This window comes from Nostoc sp. UIC 10890, from assembly GCF_054786515.1.
Genome location: NZ_JBSGKF010000003.1, coordinates 100,764 through 122,951, shown reverse-complemented (window position 1 = coordinate 122,951; position 22,188 = coordinate 100,764). Strand labels below are relative to the sequence as shown.

At 40.0% G+C, this 22,188-nt stretch carries 19 protein-coding genes and 4 pseudogenes; 4 read left to right on the top strand and 19 right to left on the bottom strand.

The window, feature by feature from the left end; translation table 11 throughout:
* Positions 1-113: 113 nt before the first annotated feature.
* Together ACWATR_RS31770 and ACWATR_RS31765 are read left to right on the top strand one after the other, a co-directional pair.
* Positions 114-404 (top strand): annotated as a pseudogene (locus tag ACWATR_RS31770) (transposase); the annotation flags it as partial.
* Positions 405-436: 32 nt separating this feature from the next.
* Positions 437-700: pseudogene (locus ACWATR_RS31765) on the top strand (four helix bundle protein); the annotation flags it as partial.
* 13 nt (positions 701-713) lie between these two features.
* Here ACWATR_RS31765 and tnpC read toward each other — a convergent pair.
* Positions 714-2,186 carry an IS66 family transposase gene (tnpC, locus tag ACWATR_RS31760; RefSeq protein WP_460341563.1) on the bottom strand — a complete coding sequence of 491 codons (1,473 nt, stop codon included), beginning with the start codon at positions 2,184-2,186 and terminating at the stop codon, positions 714-716.
* Between the two features lie 60 nt (positions 2,187-2,246).
* Between tnpC and ACWATR_RS31755 the strand changes: the two are divergent.
* Positions 2,247-2,342: pseudogene (locus ACWATR_RS31755) on the top strand (four helix bundle protein); the annotation flags it as partial.
* 472 nt (positions 2,343-2,814) lie between these two features.
* Here ACWATR_RS31755 and ACWATR_RS31750 read toward each other — a convergent pair.
* The 18 genes and pseudogenes from ACWATR_RS31750 to ACWATR_RS31665 all read right to left on the bottom strand — a co-directional run bounded on the left by ACWATR_RS31750 (position 2,815) and on the right by ACWATR_RS31665 (position 20,873).
* Entirely contained in the window at positions 2,815-3,105 is a 291-nt protein-coding gene (locus ACWATR_RS31750) for a DUF1330 domain-containing protein (RefSeq protein WP_460341744.1), read from the bottom strand.
* A 251-nt stretch (positions 3,106-3,356) separates the two neighbouring features.
* Positions 3,357-3,482: pseudogene (locus tag ACWATR_RS31745) on the bottom strand (phosphoketolase family protein); the annotation flags it as partial.
* Positions 3,472-4,494 carry a WD40 repeat domain-containing protein gene (locus ACWATR_RS31740; RefSeq protein ID WP_460341741.1) on the bottom strand — a complete coding sequence of 341 codons (1,023 nt, stop codon included), beginning with the start codon at positions 4,492-4,494 and terminating at the stop codon, positions 3,472-3,474. The pseudogene ACWATR_RS31745 and the gene ACWATR_RS31740, both read right to left, overlap by 11 nt.
* 115 nt (positions 4,495-4,609) lie before the next feature.
* Positions 4,610-5,044, bottom strand: coding sequence for a ferric reductase-like transmembrane domain-containing protein (locus ACWATR_RS31735; protein ID WP_460341738.1), 435 nt, complete (start codon positions 5,042-5,044; stop codon positions 4,610-4,612).
* A 326-nt stretch (positions 5,045-5,370) separates the two neighbouring features.
* Positions 5,371-6,357 (bottom strand): aldo/keto reductase, encoded by a 987-nt coding sequence (locus ACWATR_RS31730; RefSeq protein ID WP_460341734.1) that lies wholly within the window; start codon positions 6,355-6,357, stop codon positions 5,371-5,373.
* A 73-nt stretch (positions 6,358-6,430) separates the two neighbouring features.
* Entirely contained in the window at positions 6,431-7,699 is a 1,269-nt protein-coding gene (locus tag ACWATR_RS31725; RefSeq protein ID WP_460341729.1) for a phthiocerol/phthiodiolone dimycocerosyl transferase family protein, read from the bottom strand.
* Between the two features lie 122 nt (positions 7,700-7,821).
* Complete coding sequence (locus tag ACWATR_RS31720; protein ID WP_460341726.1) at positions 7,822-8,994, bottom strand: MFS transporter; 1,173 nt, start codon at positions 8,992-8,994, stop codon at positions 7,822-7,824.
* Positions 8,995-9,015: 21 nt separating this feature from the next.
* Positions 9,016-9,843, bottom strand: coding sequence for a peptidylprolyl isomerase (locus ACWATR_RS31715; RefSeq protein WP_460341723.1), 828 nt, complete (start codon positions 9,841-9,843; stop codon positions 9,016-9,018).
* Positions 9,844-9,970: 127 nt separating this feature from the next.
* Positions 9,971-12,133, bottom strand: coding sequence for a vanadium-dependent haloperoxidase (locus tag ACWATR_RS31710; RefSeq protein ID WP_460341720.1), 2,163 nt, complete (start codon positions 12,131-12,133; stop codon positions 9,971-9,973).
* A 189-nt stretch (positions 12,134-12,322) separates the two neighbouring features.
* Complete coding sequence (gene fabD, locus ACWATR_RS31705; RefSeq protein WP_460341716.1) at positions 12,323-13,288, bottom strand: ACP S-malonyltransferase; 966 nt, start codon at positions 13,286-13,288, stop codon at positions 12,323-12,325.
* Positions 13,285-14,154, bottom strand: coding sequence for a Cof-type HAD-IIB family hydrolase (locus ACWATR_RS31700; RefSeq protein ID WP_460341711.1), 870 nt, complete (start codon positions 14,152-14,154; stop codon positions 13,285-13,287). Before ACWATR_RS31700 ends, fabD begins: the two co-directional genes overlap by 4 nt.
* Complete coding sequence (locus ACWATR_RS31695) at positions 14,147-14,416, bottom strand: acyl carrier protein (RefSeq protein WP_460341708.1); 270 nt, start codon at positions 14,414-14,416, stop codon at positions 14,147-14,149. Before ACWATR_RS31695 ends, ACWATR_RS31700 begins: the two co-directional genes overlap by 8 nt.
* Before the next feature lie 76 nt (positions 14,417-14,492).
* Positions 14,493-15,281, bottom strand: coding sequence for an alpha/beta hydrolase (locus ACWATR_RS31690; RefSeq protein WP_460341705.1), 789 nt, complete (start codon positions 15,279-15,281; stop codon positions 14,493-14,495).
* A gap of 22 nt (positions 15,282-15,303) precedes the next feature.
* Positions 15,304-15,732: a holo-ACP synthase gene (acpS, locus tag ACWATR_RS31685; protein WP_460341702.1), complete on the bottom strand. Its 429-nt coding sequence runs from the start codon at positions 15,730-15,732 to the stop codon at positions 15,304-15,306.
* A gap of 32 nt (positions 15,733-15,764) precedes the next feature.
* Positions 15,765-16,760: a beta-ketoacyl-ACP synthase III gene (locus tag ACWATR_RS31680; protein WP_460341699.1), complete on the bottom strand. Its 996-nt coding sequence runs from the start codon at positions 16,758-16,760 to the stop codon at positions 15,765-15,767.
* A 79-nt stretch (positions 16,761-16,839) separates the two neighbouring features.
* Positions 16,840-17,247 carry a hypothetical protein gene (locus ACWATR_RS31675; protein WP_460341696.1) on the bottom strand — a complete coding sequence of 136 codons (408 nt, stop codon included), beginning with the start codon at positions 17,245-17,247 and terminating at the stop codon, positions 16,840-16,842.
* 2,270 nt (positions 17,248-19,517) lie between these two features.
* A complete protein-coding gene (locus tag ACWATR_RS31670) occupies positions 19,518-19,706 on the bottom strand; it encodes a hypothetical protein (protein WP_460341693.1) in 189 nt (62 codons plus the stop codon).
* A 261-nt stretch (positions 19,707-19,967) separates the two neighbouring features.
* The gene (locus ACWATR_RS31665) at positions 19,968-20,873 is read right to left on the bottom strand and encodes a LysR family transcriptional regulator (RefSeq protein ID WP_460341690.1); all 906 of its coding nucleotides are present in this window, start codon (positions 20,871-20,873) and stop codon (positions 19,968-19,970) included.
* A gap of 178 nt (positions 20,874-21,051) precedes the next feature.
* On the opposite strand from ACWATR_RS31665, the gene ACWATR_RS31660 reads away from it, so the two are divergent.
* The gene (locus ACWATR_RS31660) at positions 21,052-21,876 is read left to right on the top strand and encodes an SDR family NAD(P)-dependent oxidoreductase (protein ID WP_460341687.1); all 825 of its coding nucleotides are present in this window, start codon (positions 21,052-21,054) and stop codon (positions 21,874-21,876) included.
* Positions 21,877-22,188 lie beyond the last annotated feature (312 nt).

Below are 22,188 nucleotides of genomic sequence, written 5' to 3'. Positions count from 1 at the left end.
GCTTGTCACCTTTAGCACCGAGTTTTCATCACTTTACCGTATCTGCCGCGCTGTTTCTTAAATCCTTTACCAGTAAGCTTTTCAAGATTTAACGGGAAAAGTCAGATTCGGATTTGAAGTCAGCTATTGAACTAGCGCAACAGCTTGCATTCGTTGTGCGTCAACGCCTGCCTGAGCAGCTCGATACTTGGTTAAACAAAGCTAAAAACAGCTCTGTTTCTTTGTTGCGCTCCTTTGCTGTTAGTTTAGAGTCTGACTACAATGCTGTGAAAGCAGGTGTAACTATGTCAGTTAGTAATGGCCCAGTTGAAGGCCATATTAATCGCTTGAAAATGTTAAAGCGACAGATGTATGGTCGCGCCAAAATAGATTTACTTGAACGACGATTTTTATTGGCTATTTAAGGATAAAAATTTGACAATTTACACTTGATTATATGAGTTATAGAAATCAGTTTATCTGGCAAAGGGCGGTTCAACTTGCTATCAATTGTTATAAATTTACCCGCCTATTTCCTCAGTCCGAATTGTATGGTTTAACCAGCCAAATCCGACGTTCTTCTGTATCTGTAGCATCTAATATAGCAGAAGGCTATGGAAGGCGTTCAAAGCCAGAATACATACAGTTCTTACATATTGCATTAGGCTCTTTGAGAGAACTTGATACTCAATTAATCATTGCCAAAGAAGTAGATTTAGCGTAAGGATTCAGGTCTAATATTTAGGAAGTAGGGATGGGCGAGACAGATACTTATTAGAATTAGCCAGCAGTGCTTGTGCAAAAAAGTCAATCACAGACCTACCTTGACGGCGGCAGGTTTGCACCACAGTCAATAAATTGGCAGTATGTTGAAACCGCTCCATTGAACGGGAACCACCGCTAACCTTACGTTTTGTCACAGCCAAACGAAGCGATCGTTCGGCCTGATTGTTATCAGGAGGAACTTCAGGGAAGTCAAGGAAATACCACCATTGACTTGCTTTATCGCGCAAAGAACGTAAAAGCTGGCCTGCTGTCGCTCCTGCCTTGTCAATCCACTGATTGAGTAAGGAGTGCAACTTAGCTTTGAATTGATTGACCCAATCGTTATAACTACTTGAATCAAGAGTTTCAAACCATCGAGCATAATTGCTAAAAGCTTCATCAATTAAATTAACAAACGTTTCACCGATAGCTTGGTTGTGAAGACCTGGAATTAAGATTAGTTTTTTGAAGTGTCGGCGTAGATGAGCCAAACATTTCTGCTGGGCAAAAGCTGGATAGCCATTGTAAACGCTAAAATCATCGCTGCTGAGTACCCCTGTATATTCAGTCCCTAAAATGGCTGATAATTCGGCTCTGGAACGAGTGTCAGCAGCAGTAAATAGGCAGAAATCAGAATTGGCAACTACCCACAACCATTCTTTGATCCCTTTGACTGACCAAGGTGTTTCATCCACATGAACATTAGGTTGTGTCTGTTTTATCCAATCACTTAATTCATTAATGCTTGGTTCAATCGCTTGAGTTATTCGTTCATTGGTTGCTACGATTGTTCCTAGACCGATTTCAATTTGCCCCAGTTCACATAGCATTTCTTGCTGTTTTTCATAGGGCATGTGTGCATAATTATTGACCCATCCCAAAAAGGACTGTAATCTGATTCCTAAATCTTGTCCTGGGATAATATCTGGCGACCATAAGGCTGTTTGTATATTTCCACAACACTCACATACGCAGGTATAGCGTTGATATTCCACTATTTCAATTGGACGTTCTACTAATTGCGCTACAGACTGTTTCTCTATTTTTACTGCCGTGTGAGCAAATGCTTTTTGACCACAACAGGCACAATTAGTCGGTCGTAAGATTTCATAACGATCTATTCTGCCAAAGCCCTTACGGGTTTTTCCAGTATGTCCTGGTTGCCCACCTGGTTTTCTTTTAGGATGGTTTGGTTCTTCTTCCAAGGGTGCTTTTTTGTTTTCACTCTTTTTCAGAATGTCCCCAGATGGTGGTTTGGATGAAGTCTTGCTGTCCAAATCTCTGCTGACTTTTAACTGTTCTACTTCAAGGTGTAGTTCGTAGATTATTTTCTGTAACTCACCTATTGCCTTTCTCTGCTCAATGATGATATTTACCAGTTCGTCTTTCGATAACTGATTTAAGCTTTCTCGGTCTAATTCTTGAGGCAGACTTTGGTTCATATTTGTGATACTCACCCTCAAGTGTCCCCCTTGTGAATACTCTGCCACCTGAATCCTTACGATTTAGCCGAGAAAAATCTTTTCACACCCCTATTAAATGAAGTTGAGGAAATGCAAAGTATATTAGTTGCAAGTTTAAACAAACTTAAAGCTTGAACTTACTACTTATTCCTTTCTTTCTTCTGACTTCTGCCTTCTGCCCTCTGCCTTCTGCCTTCCCCAACCAAGATCACCAAAAGTTGCCAAGAACCATTTTATCCTTACAGTGACAAGTAGATCCGCGCTTCCTAAATATTCTAGAATGCCTGGTACTTTATTTTTTCGCAAGTCCCTTACTACAAAAACGAACCTGTATTGCTTGGCAGCCGACGGCTGCCACAAACTCACGCCTCCACAACGATTATCATTCTTAATCAGCTTTATACCTAATTCTCTGAAAGTCCTATGTGGTATACTGTTGGGGAATTAAACCTTGATTATCGATCTTTAATATTTAGATGCGTTCGCCCTAACCAGTTATCCAGTAGAATTGCTTTCTCCTAAGTGTACTGAACTGAACTGAACTGATAACCGCTATACCATATTTAGGGTTTACTCCGAATTACTCCAATATGTTGTTACGCTTCAATCACTCTTCTAAAATGGTAATACTTACTTTGCGGTAACCTCGGTCTCGAAGTGGCAACGTTTCTAAATAACGGGGGTCTGTTAACCACTTTTGTACATGGTCAGCAGAAGGAAACTTTAATATACGAATGGATTCTCCCTCAAAAGAGCCTAGCAATTGTTCTTTGACATTAAGACGCAAAACGAGTTCTGCTCCATATTCATCACGAATAGCTTTAGCTTGTCTTTTGTAATTTTCTAGAGCTTCTGGTTCATCAGGATTAGGTGTCAATGTGGCAAGTACATAAACCATTTGCTTTTCCTCTTCGACTTACTGTTATTGTGCGACTGCATTCAAATTTGAGGCTTCAAGCGATAAGCTTTTAGTGATTCAAGCTGAAAAACTGACACTTTTTGATCTCATCTGGCTTGCCCACTACAGTTGCTTCAGCTACTGCAGGATAAGAGACTAAGGCTAGGCTGTTGACTTTGTGCATTTTTCGGGAATTTTTGGGAAAATTATTCGTGTTATTTTTGTTTGACCTAAACTGCCTGAAACAGACGCTTAACATGCTCTAGTTTCAACGGCTCTTTAAGTAGTGGGTTATCTAAAAGATAGATTTGACCGACAGAAAGATAATTAGCAGCATGCCAGTAAGCGTTAATTTTACGTAGTTCATCAGAAGTCAGAGCGTCCTTTGCAACCTTGAGTTGACTTGAAAAAACCCTGTGTGGAACTAGCTTTAGCTTGCTTGAAAGCTGATATACGCCAAAGTTTAATAGTTTCGTCCCCACTGCCACTAGCTAAGGTATCACCTTGAGGACTAAAAGCAACTGACCAAACAGATTTAGAATGCTCTGCCAAATTGTTTAGTAGTTCGCCAGTAGGTAAATGCCAAAGTTTGATAGTTTTGTCATAGCTACTACTAGCCAGAGTCTGCCCATCTGGGCTAAAGGCAACTGACAAGACTTCTGCCGAATGCCCTATTAATGAACTTAGCGTTTTGCCATTAGATAGGTGCCAAAGCTTGATAGTCTTATCTGCACCGCCGCTAACTAAAGTTTGTCCGTCAGGACTAAAGGCAATCGATCTCACTGTCCCTGAATGCCCTGCTAGTACGCGTAGCAATTTGCGAGAGGGCATTTGCCAAATCTTGATGCTACCACTCTCACTACTAGCAGCTAAAAGATTACCTTGACGGCTAAAAGCGACAGATCTCACCCAATCTACATCTTGAAGTGTGTAGAGCAGTTTGCCAGTCTTCAAATTCCATAGACGTATGGTTTTGTCAGTACTACCGCTGGCAAGTAAATCTCCATTGGGGCTAATGGCAATTGCTTTGATATTATCTGTATGTCCTTCAAGGGTATTAATCAGAGCTCCTGTTTTACGATCCCACAGCTTAATCCGGTTATCCCAACTACTACTAACAAGGATATTACCATCAGGACTAATGACAAGGGATTCAATTCCATCAGTATGTGCTTTGATAGAGTGAAGTAGCTTGCTGTTACGCAAATTCCAAATTTTAATAGTACCATCATAACTACCACTAGCTAAAGTCTTACCATCTGGGAAGAAGACAACTACATAAACCCAAATTGAATGCTCCTTGAAAGTACTAGAATAGTGAGTAGTTAGACAAGAGTTAGAGGTGAGTGTGTTTGTTTTTGATTCTGAAAGCAGTCTAGACGAGTCCATTCCAAGGCTAGCTGCTATTGCCGCTATTGCGAAGGCTACGGAAACTTTGCAGTAATTTGGCTTTGACACTATAAAGAGGCGCTCCATTTACAGAATCTGTTCAAGGTTGCTAGTGCTATCCCATAGTATTTGCTGGCAACTTTCTTTGAGATTTTTTTCCTTTAGGTTTTTGTTGTTTATTTTGGCTTTCAATCCAAAGTCTTATAAGGAATAAAACTATTATCCCGGTAGTAGCTACAATTCCAATGGGCGTTAAATATGTCCAATGCCCTGACATTTTGTCCCAAATATGCCATGTTAAAAGGAACATAGCTAGGTAGGTCAATTGATGCAATTTTTTCCAGTTTTTCTTCAGTTTTTTAATGCTCCAGTTATTAGAGGTTATAGCCAAAAGTGTAAAAATTATAAAAGTGATTGTTCCTTGAGAATAAATCCAATATGTCTTCAGGTCAAAAGCGTCAAAGTTCCTTTTTTTTACCAGTAAGAATCCATGGATCAAGGCAAAAAAAAGGCAAGAATACCAATAGAACGGCGATGTTTTAGCAGCCATTGAGGCAGACCAGTTTCTTTGGTCTGAGGAAAAACAATTTTCAGAATTGTAGGGAGCAATGTGACAATATAGCTAGTTAATGCCAAGAATCCTAATTGATTAGCTAATGATGCTACATCCATTCTCATAGTAAACGCCCTCTTTGCATTTAGATATTGGAATCCTAAAAATTACTAACAAATCGTTGTGACAGTCCTTCTTAGTTCTTTATTTAAATGAGTGACAAATGAACAACATTTGCTACAACGGAGGCAACTTCCGCAACGCACTACCACCCAATAACAACTGACAAAGGACGACCCGAATGAGAGTTTAACAAATCAGTTTCAGAGGTTAACTGTACGCATTAAAGCCTCTGGATAACGCATACCTGATGCAACACCCTGAGGTGCTACCTCGTTAATATGCTGTAGATCATCTACAGAAAGTTCTATTTTTAAAGCATCAAAATTTTCTTCCAAATGAATTCGTTGCTTAGTCCCAGGAATTGGAATGATATCTTCTCCTTGTGCTAACAACCAAGCTAAGACAAGTTGTGAAGGTCGGCAACCTTTTTTTTGTGCGATCGCCTCAATATGCTTGAGAAATACAAGGTTATGTTTAAAGTTGTTATCTTGAAAGCGCGGCAAACGACGCCGCAAATCGTCCTGTGCCAAATTATCAAGATTCTTAATTTTGCTTGTAAAAAAGCCACGACCTAGAGGGCTAAAAGCGACCAGTCCGATCCCAAGTTCCCGACACATTGGCAGAATTTCATTTTCGACATCGCGGCTCCACAAGGAATACTCGTTTTGCAATGCGGTAATTGGATGAATAGCATGAGCACGTCGAACAGTTTGAGGAGCTGCTTCCGAAAGACCTAGAAAGCGAACTTTGCCTTCTTTAACTAACTCAGCCATAGCACCTACAGTGTCCTCTATAGGTGTGTTGGGGTCAACCCGGTGCTGGTAGTACAAATCAATAACTTCTACACCAAGACGAAGCAGGCTAGCCTCGCAAGCAGAACGGACATATTCAGGTCTACCACTAATCTCAGCAATGCTGCCATCTTTTCCTCGAACAATACCGAATTTGGATGCTAAAACTACTTGGTCACGATACTCTCGGATTGCTTTTCCGATTAATTCTTCGTTATGACCAATTCCGTAAGCATCTGCCGTGTCTATGAAGTTTAACCCTAGCTCTAGAAAATGATGAATAGTTGCAATTGCTTCTTTTTCGTCACGGGAACCATAGTATTCTGACATTCCCATGCATCCTAGACCTAGTTCTGAAACAATAAGCCCTTGTTTTCCCAACTTCCGCTTTTTCATTTTTTCTCTCAAATGTAAGGTAAGGTAAGTACTTTGTTGCTTGATTCAAAAAATGTTCATAGTATTGAAAGATTTAGCTGTAATTAGTTAGTACCGCTTTACGGAGTTGCTCTATAGCTTGTTGATTAATTCTTTGGGCACAAGCTTGCGGTAGGATCGTCTCTAGGTTGCGACAGGTGACAAACAACCTACCACCCAACGTAACTGCTCCTACGATAATTGGTGCAATACCTGCCACTGTTACGTAAAGTTGCTTTAGATACAATGAACCGAACTGGATTGGAAAATTTAAGCGACCTAAATTGGTGATAGTCAGGTCTGAACCTATTAATCCTTTCAGATACTGGCGCAATTTTAATGCATCAGGTTTAGTAGATAAAAAAGCTTCTACCTCTAACAGATGATTGAATATCTTGTTATTTTCCATTACCTGTTTGAGCTGATGCTTTACATCTCTAGCTACATCCCATAATCTGCTTGCAGATCCAATTTGATGATAAGTGACTTCACGGGTATAATATGCTCCAAAATCTTCACCTAATTTCGGTGAAAGATAATTTCTAAGATTAATTGGAGACATACACTTAAGAATTTCATCATCTTTCAACTTTAACTCATTAGCAATAGCTAAGAAATATGCTGCACATATTGCACCATGAACACTAGTATGCTCTTTGCGACAGTATGAGATTAGCCTAGCAGTCTCCTCAGGGAAAAGACACCAATAAAGTAAACGGTTTTGCTGCTCACCAGCATTTTCGTTAGGAACAGACAGCTTTCGTTCAAAAATTGTGGAATATACTGTTTTAATAAACTGGTCATCAACAATTTTCTTGTCTCTTAAAGGAATAACTTCCTCACAAGAGGGTAGTTCTTGCAAACAAGGCTGGTTAATGTTGAGTTCACTAAGATAGTGTAGAACATCCCGTATGAGATAAGCTCCTGATAAACCGTCACCAAGACAATGGTCAAAGCAAACAATGAGTTCAGAAATATTGGGAGCTTGAAGAAAAATTACGCGTATTAGGGGTCCTTTAGCCCTAGAAAAAGGGCGGGAAAGTTCTTCTTGAACCTCCAGGCACCAATGTCCTTCTCCTTTCCGCTCAATGACTTGCAGTGGGACACTAGAAACACCTTCAGACACAAAACGTGGGTTCTCAGACTCTTCGCCCACAATTTTTACTTTAAGCAGCGGATGTCGCTCCTGAGCCCAAGCTAGAGCTGCATTGAGTTGTTTGATGGTAATTGATCCTGTAACTGTTGCACAAAGAACGACGTTTATTGGTTTAGTCTGAGCTAGTAAAGACAGTGTGTGTTCTGAGGCTCCTAATAAACGGTTCATAAGTCCTCCATAAGGTTAAGTGCGTTATGACTTAGAAAACAAAGTAGCAGAGGAGTGTGTTGCTAAAAGTTGACTGAAGTTGCTAGAAGAGGTATCTAATTGCACGCAAACCTTGTATATTTTTATACGATTATCTCAATATTTATTGCGGCTATCATTAACGAGAAAGCCAGGATAGCGCACAGACCGGGAAAGCCTATAGGGTGAAGCAAGTTGGTTACTATAGGGCCAAAACTAGCACCAGTAAAAAGCACAAATGTGTATAAAGCGAGTGCAGATCCTCTTGATCGCGATGCAATAGAACCTATAAGGGTAATCAAAGATGGCATGGTAGTAGATATACCTGCAACAAAGATTCCACTTGAAAGTACCAAAATGAACAATTGACCTGAAATAGCTTCTAAACCCAAACCAACAGATGCCAGCAAGAGTCCACGAACCACGGCAGTCTTGCTCCCCCACCGCTTTATGAAATTACTAGTAAATGGAGCTAACAGCATTCCAGGAATACCAGCCATACGGATAAATAAGAGGTCGTTCTGGCTAATTTCATAACGACTGACTAAATGTGGTTCTAATCCGCTATACATTGATACAAAGCTGAAGAGAACCATCAAAGCGGCTCCATAAGTAGCAAGAAGCTGATATGATCTCAAAAGTGATATTATATTTTTGTAAACACTTAGGATGCTTGCACCAGACTTTTTTCTAACACTATCAGGAAATTTATAAGCGACAGTAAAAGCAAATACAGCGTAAGCGATCGCTAAAAACCAGAAGACCCAACGCCAGCCAAAGGTTACAATGACAATGCTAGAATAAACTTGCCCCACAATCCCAGCTAAAAGGAACCCTGTACTAACACAAGCAATACCAACAGGACGAGTTGATACAGGTAAAACCTCACTAACATAAAATAAAGCTATTGGTGCAAATGTTGCTGCAAGAAATCCTTGAAAAGCTCGAAATTTAACTAGTAATTCAAAAGAGGGACTTGCACCCACAGCAACAGTCATCAACGCTAGCATTGCTAGTCCTGGAACTAGCAAGACCTTGCAACTAAATCGGTCACATAAAGGACCAAATATCAAGAAACCAAAAGCATATGCAAAACCAAATGTGCTTGCAGTCCATGTTGCTACAACTTGAGATACACCAAAATTCTCACGAAGAACCGGAATGAGTGGAATTGCAAGGTAAAGCTGGGATAGTACAAGCAAAGCACAGACAGATAGAACAGTGATTACCAATGGAATGTTGAGTGAAAGTGCAAGACGCCGATTTTGTTGCAGCATAATTCTTAATCATCTAATCCTTCAATCATTAACAGTTTTTGGACTGGGTAATATGGTCGGGCTGGCCTGCTCTTGCAACCAGTTTGTAAAAAGCTCATTGAGCAATCGCTGGCGTGTTTGTTCATTCAATTGTGCTACAATCCATTTCTCTAGCCTCACAATCATTACCCATTTCCCTACTTGAATTGGAGGCAAAAGTTGACCTGGCTGACTCATTTTAAACATCTTTGCTAAACCTGGATGGCACTCATTTAACTCAATTGGGCCAACAAATCCACCAGTTTGGGCTTCTGGACTTTGAGAATATCTTTGAGCTAGCTCAGAAAAAGTTTCTTCTTTTTCTAAAATACGGAAATAAAGTTCTTGAGCAAGACCTATATCTTGAACTCGAAGCAAGGAATAAACAACTTGGTTAAGTTCTAACTTACGTTTATGAAAGTAAGATTCTACTTTGTCTCCCCAGTTTGCTTGTTTAAACTTTTCAATTTTCAATTTGCGTGTTACTAAAGCTTCTAATTGTTGTAAGTTCATGCCATAACGACTCAACCATGTCTGACGTTGTGCTTCTGTAACAAGTTGATTGGTTTGACAAAACTGCTGGTAGTTGCTAGCTATTTCCTCAGATGTACATTCCATAGAAGCAATAGCTTCATCAAGAATAAGCTCAAGCGACAATCGGGGTAGCATTTGATAAGTAGTTAATAGAGGGATAATTTCATTAGCACTAATAGTGCGATCCCTAAGTTGTAAAATTGCTACCATATGTGGTATATCATGACCGGGTAATCGCTTACGATAAAAGAAGTGAGTGCAAAGATGACTAATGCCGAAAAGAATTAGTGTAGCCACACATCTAAGTCTAGAAGAGCTAGAAAAACGGGCGTTGCATAATAGAGGGATGAGTTGAGGTTGTCTACTGTGCAATGTCCATACATTAGCTCCTACTTTAAGAAATTAAAGTAGGAGCTAATTTTCATTACACTAGAACGTTTTCGACGATATAGTTGCCCATAGCTATACCGGCTGCCAGGCCTTCTTCACTTGCTGAGCGATAATGTACCCCACCATATATGCGGCTTAAGGTGTCTTCAAGACCAGCTTTGTAGAAACTACCGAAAGAGCGAGCTATACCAGGTGTTTCTGGTGAAGTTACAGTAAAGCCAAAGTCTTCGCCAAAGAAGTGCTCCATGACTGCAGCACCGGCACCACCGCCCATAGCGTGTCCAGCCAGATAGTCAGGATTAGAAGGTGTGGGTAGCAGTGATACCCATTGTGGATCGGCAACTGTATCTGGGTTGTTATCAGTATCAGCCTCTCTAATTGCAGTAATCGGTCTCCAGAAATTGTACTCATATTTAGAAGCCAAAGCAGCAATACTCGCATCAGCTTGTCCAAAGTTTAACAGTGCAAACAAACGGGCATTTTCCTCTAGTGTATTGCCCTGTTGTAAAGCTACTTCTTGTGCAATGATATTCCAATAACCTGTCACTCCTAAGCTATCTATACGGTCAAATGACCAGAATTTTGCAATTTCTGTCTGATCGGCAGTACGTATTGTACTATCAATACTACCTAAAGCCTTGACTTCATTTAGCTCTGCTGCATACTGTTCGCTTGTCAATTCGGGGAAGCCATCTCCTATATATTCATCAACTGAAGGAACACCAAAGGGAGTGACATTGCCCCACTCCGGAAAACCTGCGGGTAAATAATTAGGAGGAGTGGGTCGCCAATCACCCGGTTCAGTTCCTGGTGTATAAGACCCTCCTGAAAAAATATCTGCACCATCTGCGCTGCGAATGGACAATATTTGCTCGGCAATGTATGTTCCTAATTCAATCCCTTTGGACTTTGCATCACCATCAGGAATTTCTGCCAGCGACCTATTAAATTGTAAGTCAAATTCGGCTGTTTGAGTTGGAAAGAGATCGACCAACGCGGTATATGCAGCAGCAGTGGCAGCAGCTTCCCGTGAAGCATCTTCAGCGAGACATGGTTCTACACTGACAAGATAAGGATCGTGGTTTTGGTCTATTGCATTAACAGCATCATATATTGCACCATGAACAATTGCTAAAGACCGCGATCCTCTTAGAACATACTGACCACTACTTTGTACAGCATTCAAAGCAGTGGCATTCCAATCAAGAATAACGTCGCTATTTTCTACAGAAACATGTGTACTAGCTAAGTTATTTGCTAAGTTGGTTTCTGCACTCCTATCACCAACATTCCTACCTGCTTCAACTTCTGCAATTAAATAGTAAGAAGCAGGTGCTACAACAGAGGGATTGCGAACTTCAGTCCCTGCAAAGTCTATAGTAAATTCTTGGGACTCTCCTGGAAATAAGTTAACTAAACGGGAATCTAAGCTACCCAACAGCTCATCTGTACCCACTAAATTACCTTCATTTAATGGGAAATTAAGGGCTGAGTCCACAGATGCATAGAGGTTGATGTCTAAAGGTCCTGCAAATTCTCTCTCACCTTCATTGGTAACAACAACCTTGACTAACCCTTTTTCTTGAGGAAAGAGTTCAGGTGAATCAATATTTTGGACTTGGATAGTTAAATCTGGTGACAAAGCTGTATTCGTTGCGTCCATAGATGCATAGAGGTTGATGTCTAGAGGTTCTGCAAATTCTCTTTCACCTTCATTGGTAACAACAACCTTGACTAACCCTTTTTCTTGAGGAAAAAGTTCAGGTGAATCAATACAGTGGTTCCTGCTATTATGCAATAAAGTTTTTCTCCCTATTCCTCTCCTAGCAAAGCTTTCAGTTTTGAGGCTGTATCTCATACCTGCTGGAAGTGCTGTATTTTGGACTTGGATAGTTAAATCTGGTGACAAAGCTGTATTCGTTGCGTCCATAGATGCATAGAGGTTGATGTCTAGAGGTTCTGCAAATTCTCTTTCACCTTCATTGGTAACAACAACCTTGACTAACCCTTTTTCTTGAGGAAAAAGTTCAGGTGAATCAATACAGTGGTTCCTGCTATTATGCAATAAAGTTTTTCTCCCTATTCCTCTCCTAGCAAAGCTTTCAGTTTTGAGGCTGTATCTCATACCTGCTGGAAGTGCTGTATTTTGGACTTGGATAGTTAAATCTGGTGACAAAGCTGTATTCGTTGCGTCCATCTAAATATTTCTCCTCTCAAATATAAGAAGTGTTGGTTTTAATCCAATACGGTTCGGATAAGACGAAAATTATTATCATCACGGCGATACATAGAGTTGCTATGCCCAGTCCGTAAAGAGCATTGGAAGCCTAACACATCACTAAATTTCACTAAAAATCCTTAACTGAACCGTATTGCGTTTAAATCATTAAAGAAGCTGAACTTCAAAAACTTCCTTCATCTCAAAAAGTGTTGTCTTCAAAGAGTAGATATCCTCTACATTCAAAATTAAAGCAGAAGGAACAATTTTTCGGATTAACTTAGACAATACTTGTCCCGGTCCTACCTCAACAAAAATTTCAATTCCCTGTTGTTGAATATAACGTATTGAAGACTCCCAATGAACAGTAGAAGTCATTTGTTGCGATAACAAATTCATCCATGTATAACCGCCAATCACTGGTTGTGCTGTAATGTTTGAAATGACAGGTACAGTGGCATCATTAAATGAAACATTACGAGTCTCTTTAGCAAATTGTTTGGCAGCTTCTTGCATTAAAGGAGAGTGAAATGCCCCTGAAACAGACAAGGGAATAGCTTTCATATTGTTTTCAAAGGCAAATAAAACAGCTGCATCTACAGATTTATCATCTCCAGAAATTACGATTTGCTCAGGTGAGTTTAAGTTAGCAGGAACTAATACACCTCCCGGCTGAACAGCCTTGTTACATAATTCTTCCACTTCCTGTAATGTAACTCCTTTAAGAGCTACCATACTACCCCTTTGCATCTTTGACATCAAAGACCCTCTGATCTGAATCAAACGTATAGCATCAGAGAAAGAGAGTACGCCAGTAGCGACTAACGCAGCATATTCTCCTGCACTATGACCACAAATAAATTCTGGCTTTGCAGAGAACTGTTCTTGAAAGACAGTGTAAATTGCAATGCTTGTTGTCAACAAACAAGGTTGTGTAATAGAAGTTTCCATCAAATGCTCTTCAGGACCAAAGAAAGAAATATCCCGAATAGCTAAATCGGTAATCTGCTCTGCAGATTTAAAAATTTTCTCGGCTGATGAAAACTCTTTAGCTATTTCTAGCCCCATTCCCACATATTGAGAACCTTGCCCTGGAAAGACTAGCGCATAATGAGCCTGCTTTATTTGTTTCATAACCCAAATAATGCCTCCAATGCCAATGCTACTCCATCTTCTCGGTTAGAGAGAGTCACAAAGTCAGCCACTTGTTTTAGCTCGGTTACTGCATTACCCATCGCAATACCTAACCCCACAGATTGGATCATTTCCATGTCGTTGTAGTTGTCGCCAAAACTGATAATTTCTTCTGTTTCTACTCCGAGACGTTTGGCAACTTGCAAAACACCTTTTCCTTTTGAAGTATTAGGAGGTAAAAACTGCATCCTCCAAATATTACCTTGCCAGGGAACTAGTACGCAATCAACTTCTCCTTGAAATTGAGCAGAGACTGTCGTTAATAATTGCTCTAGTGCATCTTTTCTATCTATTAGCAAGATGCTTGTGGGAGTTAGTTCAAGTTGATGAAGAGAGGAAATATACTTGAAATCAACTTGCAACTCTTGGGAATAAATCTCGCTGTAAGGGTTAGGGGTAGTCAGGTAAATCTCATCATCGCAATTAAAATGAATGACCCCCCCCTTTTCCTCTAACAAATCCAGTAATTTCACAACCGCATTTTTTGGGATTGTCTGATGGTGATAAGTTTGACCGGTTTTTACATCCTTCACTAATGCTCCATTATGTGCAACTATAAGACCGGGCGTCCCCAACTTATCGAGATGATTTTTTACAGCCTTTGCCATGCGTGCTGTTGCCAGTAGAACAAGCACTCCTTTACTGGCAATCATTTGGACAGCGGAAATTGTACGTTCTGAAAGCTGATGGTTAGGGCTTAATAAAGTCCCATCCATATCAAAAGCTGCTATTTTAAAGCGCTCGCTCTTCTTTTCTGAAGATATTTGAAGTAGCTTTTGAAAAGACAATTTTTCTGTGTTAAGCACTCTTCACTCCATCTCCTAAGAATTGATAAGCATCTTGTACAGTTTTAATTTTTCCTGCTTGAGTGGTAGATATCTTAACGCCAAACTTTTGACGTATTAACATTACAATTTTGACGATATCTACAGAAGAAATTCCTACATCATCTACCCATGAAGCTTCAGGACAAAGCACGTTTAAATCTATGTTAAGTCTTTGTGCAACAGCGATGCGAAATTCATCAAATGAGGCTGTAGTAGAATGTTTCTCATCTATTGCAACCATAACTTTCCTCTTTTACTATCCTTGTTGGTAGTGCTTAGTCATCAAACTAAATTCTTTCTCGTTCATGAAAACACAGTCATTTTTTGTTATTAAACCATTTGACTGTTAACTCAAAGAGTTCCTTTTGATGAAATGGAAATGAATGATGGGCTCCTTCTATTATCTGTAACTTTGGTGGGTTCTCTGAAATCATTTGCACTTGCTCTACTAATTGTTTTACCTCTGACAATGGAACTGTTGCATCTTCAGTTCCATGAATGATTAACAAAGGTTGGTTTACCTGAGCAACTTCTTTAAACATATCAAGTTCGGAAGATTGCTTTAGAATTTCAGGTCCACATTGCATAAGTTCCCCATGATAAAGAAATTCTGCTTCATCACTCTCTTGCAAAATAGAAAATGCATCTTCTCCAACCAGTCGCAGCACTATACCTGATAAATCAGTAAATGGTGCCCATGCAACAGTTTTATATATCTGCGAGTTTCTAGCACTTTCTCGGATAACAGTCACTCCACCCATGCAATGTCCAACGAGTCCAATTCTATACGGATCGACGCCTTTTATTGCAGTCACTAAATTGATCGCAGCTTGTAAATCCTCTAATTCTCTATCTAAAGTAAGGTCTACCAAATCACCATCGCTATCACCTGAACCTGCAAAATCAAATCGAAATACTGATAAATTGTGTTTCACAGCATAGCGAGCAAATTCCACAAATCGGCGACTTCCACCAATTTTTGTACCGGCAAAGCCATGGCATACAATCAGGCAAGGTCTAGATCCATCTCCTTGTCCATGATGCATAACACCCACAAGGTTTTGTCCCCGCTTATTTTTAAAGACAAATGCTTCCAGCTTTGACATATTCAGAACCTCTTCTTATTCTCTAAGGAATGCAATTCTTCCAGCACATTGCAACTGCGATAGCTACTGCATAATCTTTGTCATGGCTAATGCTCACATCCAAATAACTGGCTGCTATTTTCTGCCAATACGGAAGAGCAGTTCCTTGTAAAAAAATAATTGGTTTTCCATATCTATCATGTAGAATCTCTATGTCAAGCAATTCAATCTCACTAATGCCACTTCCCAAAACCTTTAAAACAGCTTCTTTGCAAGCAAACTTTCCTGCTAATCGTTGAAGTCGTTGAGCATCATAAGAAAGCTCTAAAGTATCCTTCCACTCTCTCTCTGTAAGCCAGACTCCTATTGGTTCATCTACCAAGTCTTGCATATGTTTGATACAAACTATATCTATTCCAGTCTTTAGTTGAATAGAAGACTGGGTAGAAGATGCACAAAGCCTGTCTTCCATAAACATTTGATTCTTGATATATAAACAACTCTTTAGCAAACAAAGGATTTGTCCCAGCGAATTAAACTTGCTGCACAAGTAAGCCCAGCCCCAAATCCAACCATCATTACATAATCATTTGGTACAATTCTCCCTTCTTGAACTGCATCAAATAAAGCAAGTGGAATTGAAGCTGCAGATGTATTTCCATATTTATGGAGGTTGCACATGAAATGTTCAAATGGAATTCCCAAGTATACAGCTAATTCTTCGATAATATGAACGTTAGCCTGATGGGGGACAATAAGCTGAACGTCTTCAATGGATATCCTTGCTCGTTCACAAGCATCGAGGATAGCATCACAGACTATAGGCACTACAGCTTGGAATAGTTCCTTTCCTTTCATTTTTAGAAAGTGTTGCCTATTTTCAACAGTTTGAATTGACGCAGGAAGTGTAGTTCCACCAGCAGGCATATATAAAAGATCCTGACCTGAACCATCAGCACGAAGCACAGAACTTAAGAAACAATTTTCCTGTGCTGACTCGAGTAAAACAGCGCCTGCACCATCTCCAAACAAAACACATGTAGAGCGGTCTTGCCAATCTATACACCTTGAAAGAACTTCTACCCCTATAACCAAAGCATTACGCACGGTGCCAGTTTTGATGAATTGGGCTGCAATTTCAAGACCATAAACAAACCCCGAACATGCTGCAGATATATCAAAAGCAAATGCGTTATTAGCTCCTATACCATCTTGTACCTTACAAGCCACTGATGGAAATGGAGCGTCTGGCATCATAGTTGCCACTAACACCATTTCTATTTCCAATGGATCGATTCCACGCTTGCTTAACACTTGCTTGGCAGCAGAGATTCCCAGGGTAGACGTGTTTTCTTCAGGAGCAGCAATTCGGCGCTCAATTATCCCAGTTCTTGTTCTAATCCACTCATCAGATGTATCTACGATTTGAGCTAGCTCGTAGTTTGTCATTACCTTAGTCGGTACATAAATTCCTAAAGCAGACAATTTTACAGGTATCATGTACACCTCCTATGAAAACGTGAATATTGTTGTCTTCACTGCTGTCTAAACATTGTTGTGTATTTAAAGCCAAACTGTGTCAGACTGACTGTAACACTTGAGGTACAGCCATCGTGATACTTGGTTCCTGACTCAAGTACGAAACCCGAATTGCAGGTTTACCATCAACTAAAGCCAGTAGAAGACAGCACTTACTACCTGTCCGAGAGTCCCAACAGTAGATTGGAATACCAAAATGCTGTGAAAATTCTGCCACTGCCTTTTGCAGATCGCAAAAGGTAACATTCTTAACTTTAACGAGCTTTGTCCTTAAAATAGCCTCTGCTAGGATAAACACCGATCCAATCTCACTTAAAACTCTACTTTCAAGCGAAATACTATTGCCAGTTTTTAACTCACTCAATTCCGCGTCAGAAAGTTTCAGTCCGAGAAGATTAACTGCTTTTTGGATATTACAAGCCTGTAAGTCTATTGTTGGTTCAAGCATATAACTGTTCAAATTCTCAATCAAGGATAGTAACAGTGTTAAGACGTAAACATTAGTTACAAAATGCTAAAACCACCAAAACATTGGAGAAACTGCATCACTTATGAGTGTCAATAATATTCGTAAAACAATTGACACCTTTAGCTCGGTCATCAATAGTAATGATACAGAAATGTATGCAAAACTTGAAAACCTTTTTATGATTAAGCTTTAACAATTGCTCTGCTATGCCTACCTCAAGTCATTGTAGGAAACTTTGCACACAGAACCCTTTATAAGATTATGAGGGTTTAGAACGTTTACCAAAACGTTAAGTGCTTTTCTCCTTAGGCAAAGTTGGTTTTAGCATACATTGTTAATTCATAGAGAGCAAACTCATTCAAATTCTGAACGCCTCTCCTAATTAAGGCTTTGTAAATTCATTGGCAGGAGTGCCTTCCGAACCTAAACCCAAACCCAGCCAGTATTTCAAAAGTAATAGGGGTCAAATGAGCAGCTATGCAGAAAGTTACGATAAGGACTTGATGACCTGCTGGTAACATACTGATTGACATGGATAAAACTGTACCATTTAAACCCCTCTAGTTTTTGTAGCCTGAAATCCTTATGGCTACGTTGTAAAATTCTGTATCAAATAAACTTTAGGTAAATTGGTACATCGAGAATTGCAAAAAATATCGATTTGCAGAATGCTTATCCAGTAAGGGTTATAGCCTTAGCGTAACTTTCTGTACGATTGCTCATTTACCCCCTAATATGGGTTTGCTCTGTATGCTCTGTTGCTATTCGTACTTGATCAAATATGATCAACAATTTTTTTAAATCTTCATAACAATCATTTTACATTTCGCTGTTTTATGTATTCGTAAATATACTGATTTTTCGTTTTTTGTATAAGATAAATACTACAATGTAGTTAATTATACATCAAGATTGTCTAGAAAGAACATTTTATTGTGTACGATATTTTAGTGATATGACTTATATACAGACGATTTGCAAGCAGCAAAAGTCAAGGAAAAAAAACGAGGTAAACTTCAGCTATTGCATAAAATGCAGAATTTTGATTTGCCTTGAAAAGAAGCAGTTTAAGTGCAATCTTGTAGAATATGAAGCGACAAGATATACGCATTAAGGCACTTACTAGTAATAAAATATCTAGCTGTCGCCCAGCCTGAAAGGCTGGGCGACAGCTAGATATTTTATTTTCTGGATCTTCCTAACGCTCTTCCATCACTCTAGTTAAAGAAAAATCTTAGAAAACTTTTGTACTTCAGATAACAATTGGGTTTAGGCTTTATTTTCTAACATTATGGCTAAAATCGTCATTTTTACCTGAAACTCTTGTGCAGTAAAGATTTTTCTCTGCTTAGAGTGATGGAAGAGCGCTAACTGATTTTTCAAACAAATAATCGGTAATACCTAAAATTAAATTTAATTAACCTGAGAGGCGAAGTTCATCAGATTTTCTAATTCAATAAAGTATGATTAAGCACTTTTTTGCTAGTGATATTACCCTAATGTCAAAATTTCCTGACTTTTTGTTTTTAACAGAGTATCTTTTTAAGCGCTGTTTTTGCACTTTCAATTGCGCTTTAGAGTAGTTTTGTGGCAACGAGAAATTAAATATGGCACGCGGAACCTAAGTAGAAAAGATACTTCATAAGGCAGAGGGCAAAAGGAAAGATTGTAAGCTTTTGTATAAAACTAAATCCTCTGTGCTCTTCTTACAAACTTTTCTCGCCTTGGGAAACCCTCCCCTCGAAAGTTTGCGTTGCCATATGGTAAGACAGCCCAGAGCAGTTGCTTCAAGCTCTGGAAACAAAGCCAACGCACTGCTCTGGGCTTTTAAGTAGGTTGAAAATATATAAAGTGCAAACTTTATCAAATCCCTCTCCTTAAAGAGAGGCGCAAGGGACGCATTTATGCGTAGGGTCTCCTTCAACATAGCTGACGAGCGTACTTCTGCCTTCTTAACTAGTATTAATGCATTATTTGCAATATTGAAATGCATAAAACAATGATTATTAATTTGCATACATTAATTAAGATATTTATTGAGATATTTATTGAGATATTTATTGAGATGACATCAAACAACGCTCGCTATGCAATGTTCAAAGTTGACAGACAATGAGACAGGCTTGCAAGAAGATTTCTTTCTGTAAGGTGCTGCGAACCCGAAGGATTACCCCGTTTATCCTTGTTTTATTAAAAAGAATGCGGCAATCGTTTGCTATGTGTTGGTCATTATCACCTCGATTATGATGCTAAATGTGGGTAAAGGCAGCGTTGCTACCTACCTGGTTGCCTTTTGTCTGATTACTTTCTCCTTGGGCGATTAGCTGGCGATCACGTTGTGCCAGTTGCGTAAGTCGTGAGACTATGCGAAAAACTACGGCATTGTCTTTACCGCATTTGGCGCAGCTGCACTGCTGGGAACACTGACGGTAGGTCACATCCGCGATGTGTTCGGCAGTAGTTATACATCCTTCTGTTACGTCACGGGACTGCTGGCGGTGATTGGGATTGTAATTGCTGTATTTAACTTGAAGCGCAATCTGATGGTTGCGGTGGAACTACAATTAGGCAAATAATTGCTCAAAAGTTTTGTAAAAAGGAACTCTTAAAGCTTAATACCGGATGCGTATAGTGGGGGCTTTAAACTCCCAAATGGCGCGTACCACGCTCTTGAGTTGGCTTTGCTACCGGACTTAACATCAATCCCAGTAAGGAACTCCGCGAAACCGTTCCACTAAGAAGTCAACAAATACCTGTATCTTAGAAGGTATATATCGTCCTGGTCCAAATACAGCAAAAATATTGGTTTCTGGTGTAGTCCATTCATCAAGGACACTCAAGAGTTGCCCGCTTTTTAAATCTTCACCCACAATAAAGGTCGCTAATAATCCTATGCCGTAGTCACCCAAAGCTGCTTGATATAGCGCCTCTGCGTTATCAGACCGGATCTTCCCTCTAACAGGGACAATCACTTGTTTGTCTCCACAGGATAAATGCCATGTATCACCTGTAGCAAGCAACGAAAATATTAAACAACTGTGCTTTTCCAAATCTTCCGGCTTCTCTGGACGCCCGTAACGGTCTAAGTAACCAGGAGAAGCGCATAGGACACGGCGGTTAGGAGCTAGCTTGCGTGCAATAAGTTGTGAATCTCTGAGTTTGCCGATACGGATAGCAACATCAACGTTTTCCTCCATTACATCAACAAATTGATCGGTAAATGATAACTCGAGGCTGATTCGTGGGTAAAGAGCCAAGAATTCTGGTAATGCTGGAGCAATATGCCTTTGTCCGAAGGCAACAGGCAATGTTAAATGAAGGAGACCGCGTGGGTCTGTATGCAGACTAGATACTGTTGCATCCGCCTCATCTAATCTTGTAAGAATGTCTAAACAGCTTTTCAAATAAATTGCACCTGCTTCTGTAAGTACGACGTGACGGGTATTGCGATTGAACAGCCGAACACCTAGCGTTTCTTCTAAACGCCGAATTCGTCGACTGAGGGTAGACGGATCGATTTGCATTTTATCAGCAGCCTCGACAAAGCTAAGTCTTTGGGCAACGGCTACAAAACTACGAATAGATTCAAAACGATCCTCAATCATAAGACCATTCTGTTTACCAAGTGCGAGACATACAGCTTACCAAATATTAATGCATCAGACGCAATATTGAAATGCATGGAACAATGATTATAAATCTTCGTGCATTAGTTAAGATATTTCATGAAATGACACCAAAAAAGCAACATAAGTACTAGACAAACAGTTTGATAGAAGGGCAATGACATCAGAATTATCGTTAAAAGGAAGAAGTGCAATTGTAACAGGGGGTGGACGTGGGCTAGGTCGATCTGTGTGTTTAACGTTAGCACAAGCAGGTGTACGTGTTGCCGTTCTAGCCCGAACATTGGCGGAAATTGAGGCTGTGACCAATTACATTCAGAAGCTAGGCGGTCACGCCCTTCCTATTCAATGTGACATGGCTCAAGCCGATGCAATTGAGGATGCTTGCCTTCGTGTTACCGAGGAACTTGGTTCTGTCGATATCATTGTAAACAACGCAGCGGTGATTGCACCATTCGGTCGTACTGTAGAGATCGATCCGGTCGCTTGGGAACATACTATTAAAATCAATTTAAATGGTGCTTTTCGATGTATCCACGCTGTTCTACCTAGCATGATAAAAAAAGGTTGGGGACGAATCGTTAACGTGTCAAGTGCTGGCGCAACGGGCACAGGCACACCAAGTGGCAACGCTTACGCCACCAGTAAAGCAGCCTTAGAGATGATGACTCTAAATTTGGCGGCTGAGTTAGAAGGTACTGGTGTTAAAGTGAATGCCTTTCGCCCTGGGACAATCGATACAGCGATGCAGGTAGAAGCTAGGTCAGCTCCTGTAGAGGTTGTAGGTGAAAATATGCACAACCTTTTCCAAAGGTTTTACAACAAAGGTATGCTGCGCGATCCGATTATTCCAGCCGCAGTGATTACCGATATAATTCGGAGCGAACTGCATGGTCAGGTCGTTGACATCAATGAGTATCTCAACCGCAGTGCCGTACCTAAATTTTTTTATAGAAAACAATTGAGTCGGTCTGCATTGTGAGAGGGTTGCAACAGTGGTGTACTAATTACTGTTTTGAAATCCAAGCAGCTACCGATAAACAGAGTTCACATACCAAAATTGAGGCTAACGTGCCGATAGGTTAGCCCAACTGTAGAATGGGTCAAATTTTATGTTTAAGACATTTCTTCATACAGCTGCATTTGTGGCGTTTACCTTTAGCTCAGTTCAGCCTGTTGCTGCCTCCGCACGTGTATTAGCCCCTATCAATCTACCCTCTAACTTCCAATATCCGAACGGAATTACACACGCCAGCGATGGTACGCTTTATATTGGTTCGATCACAAGCGGACA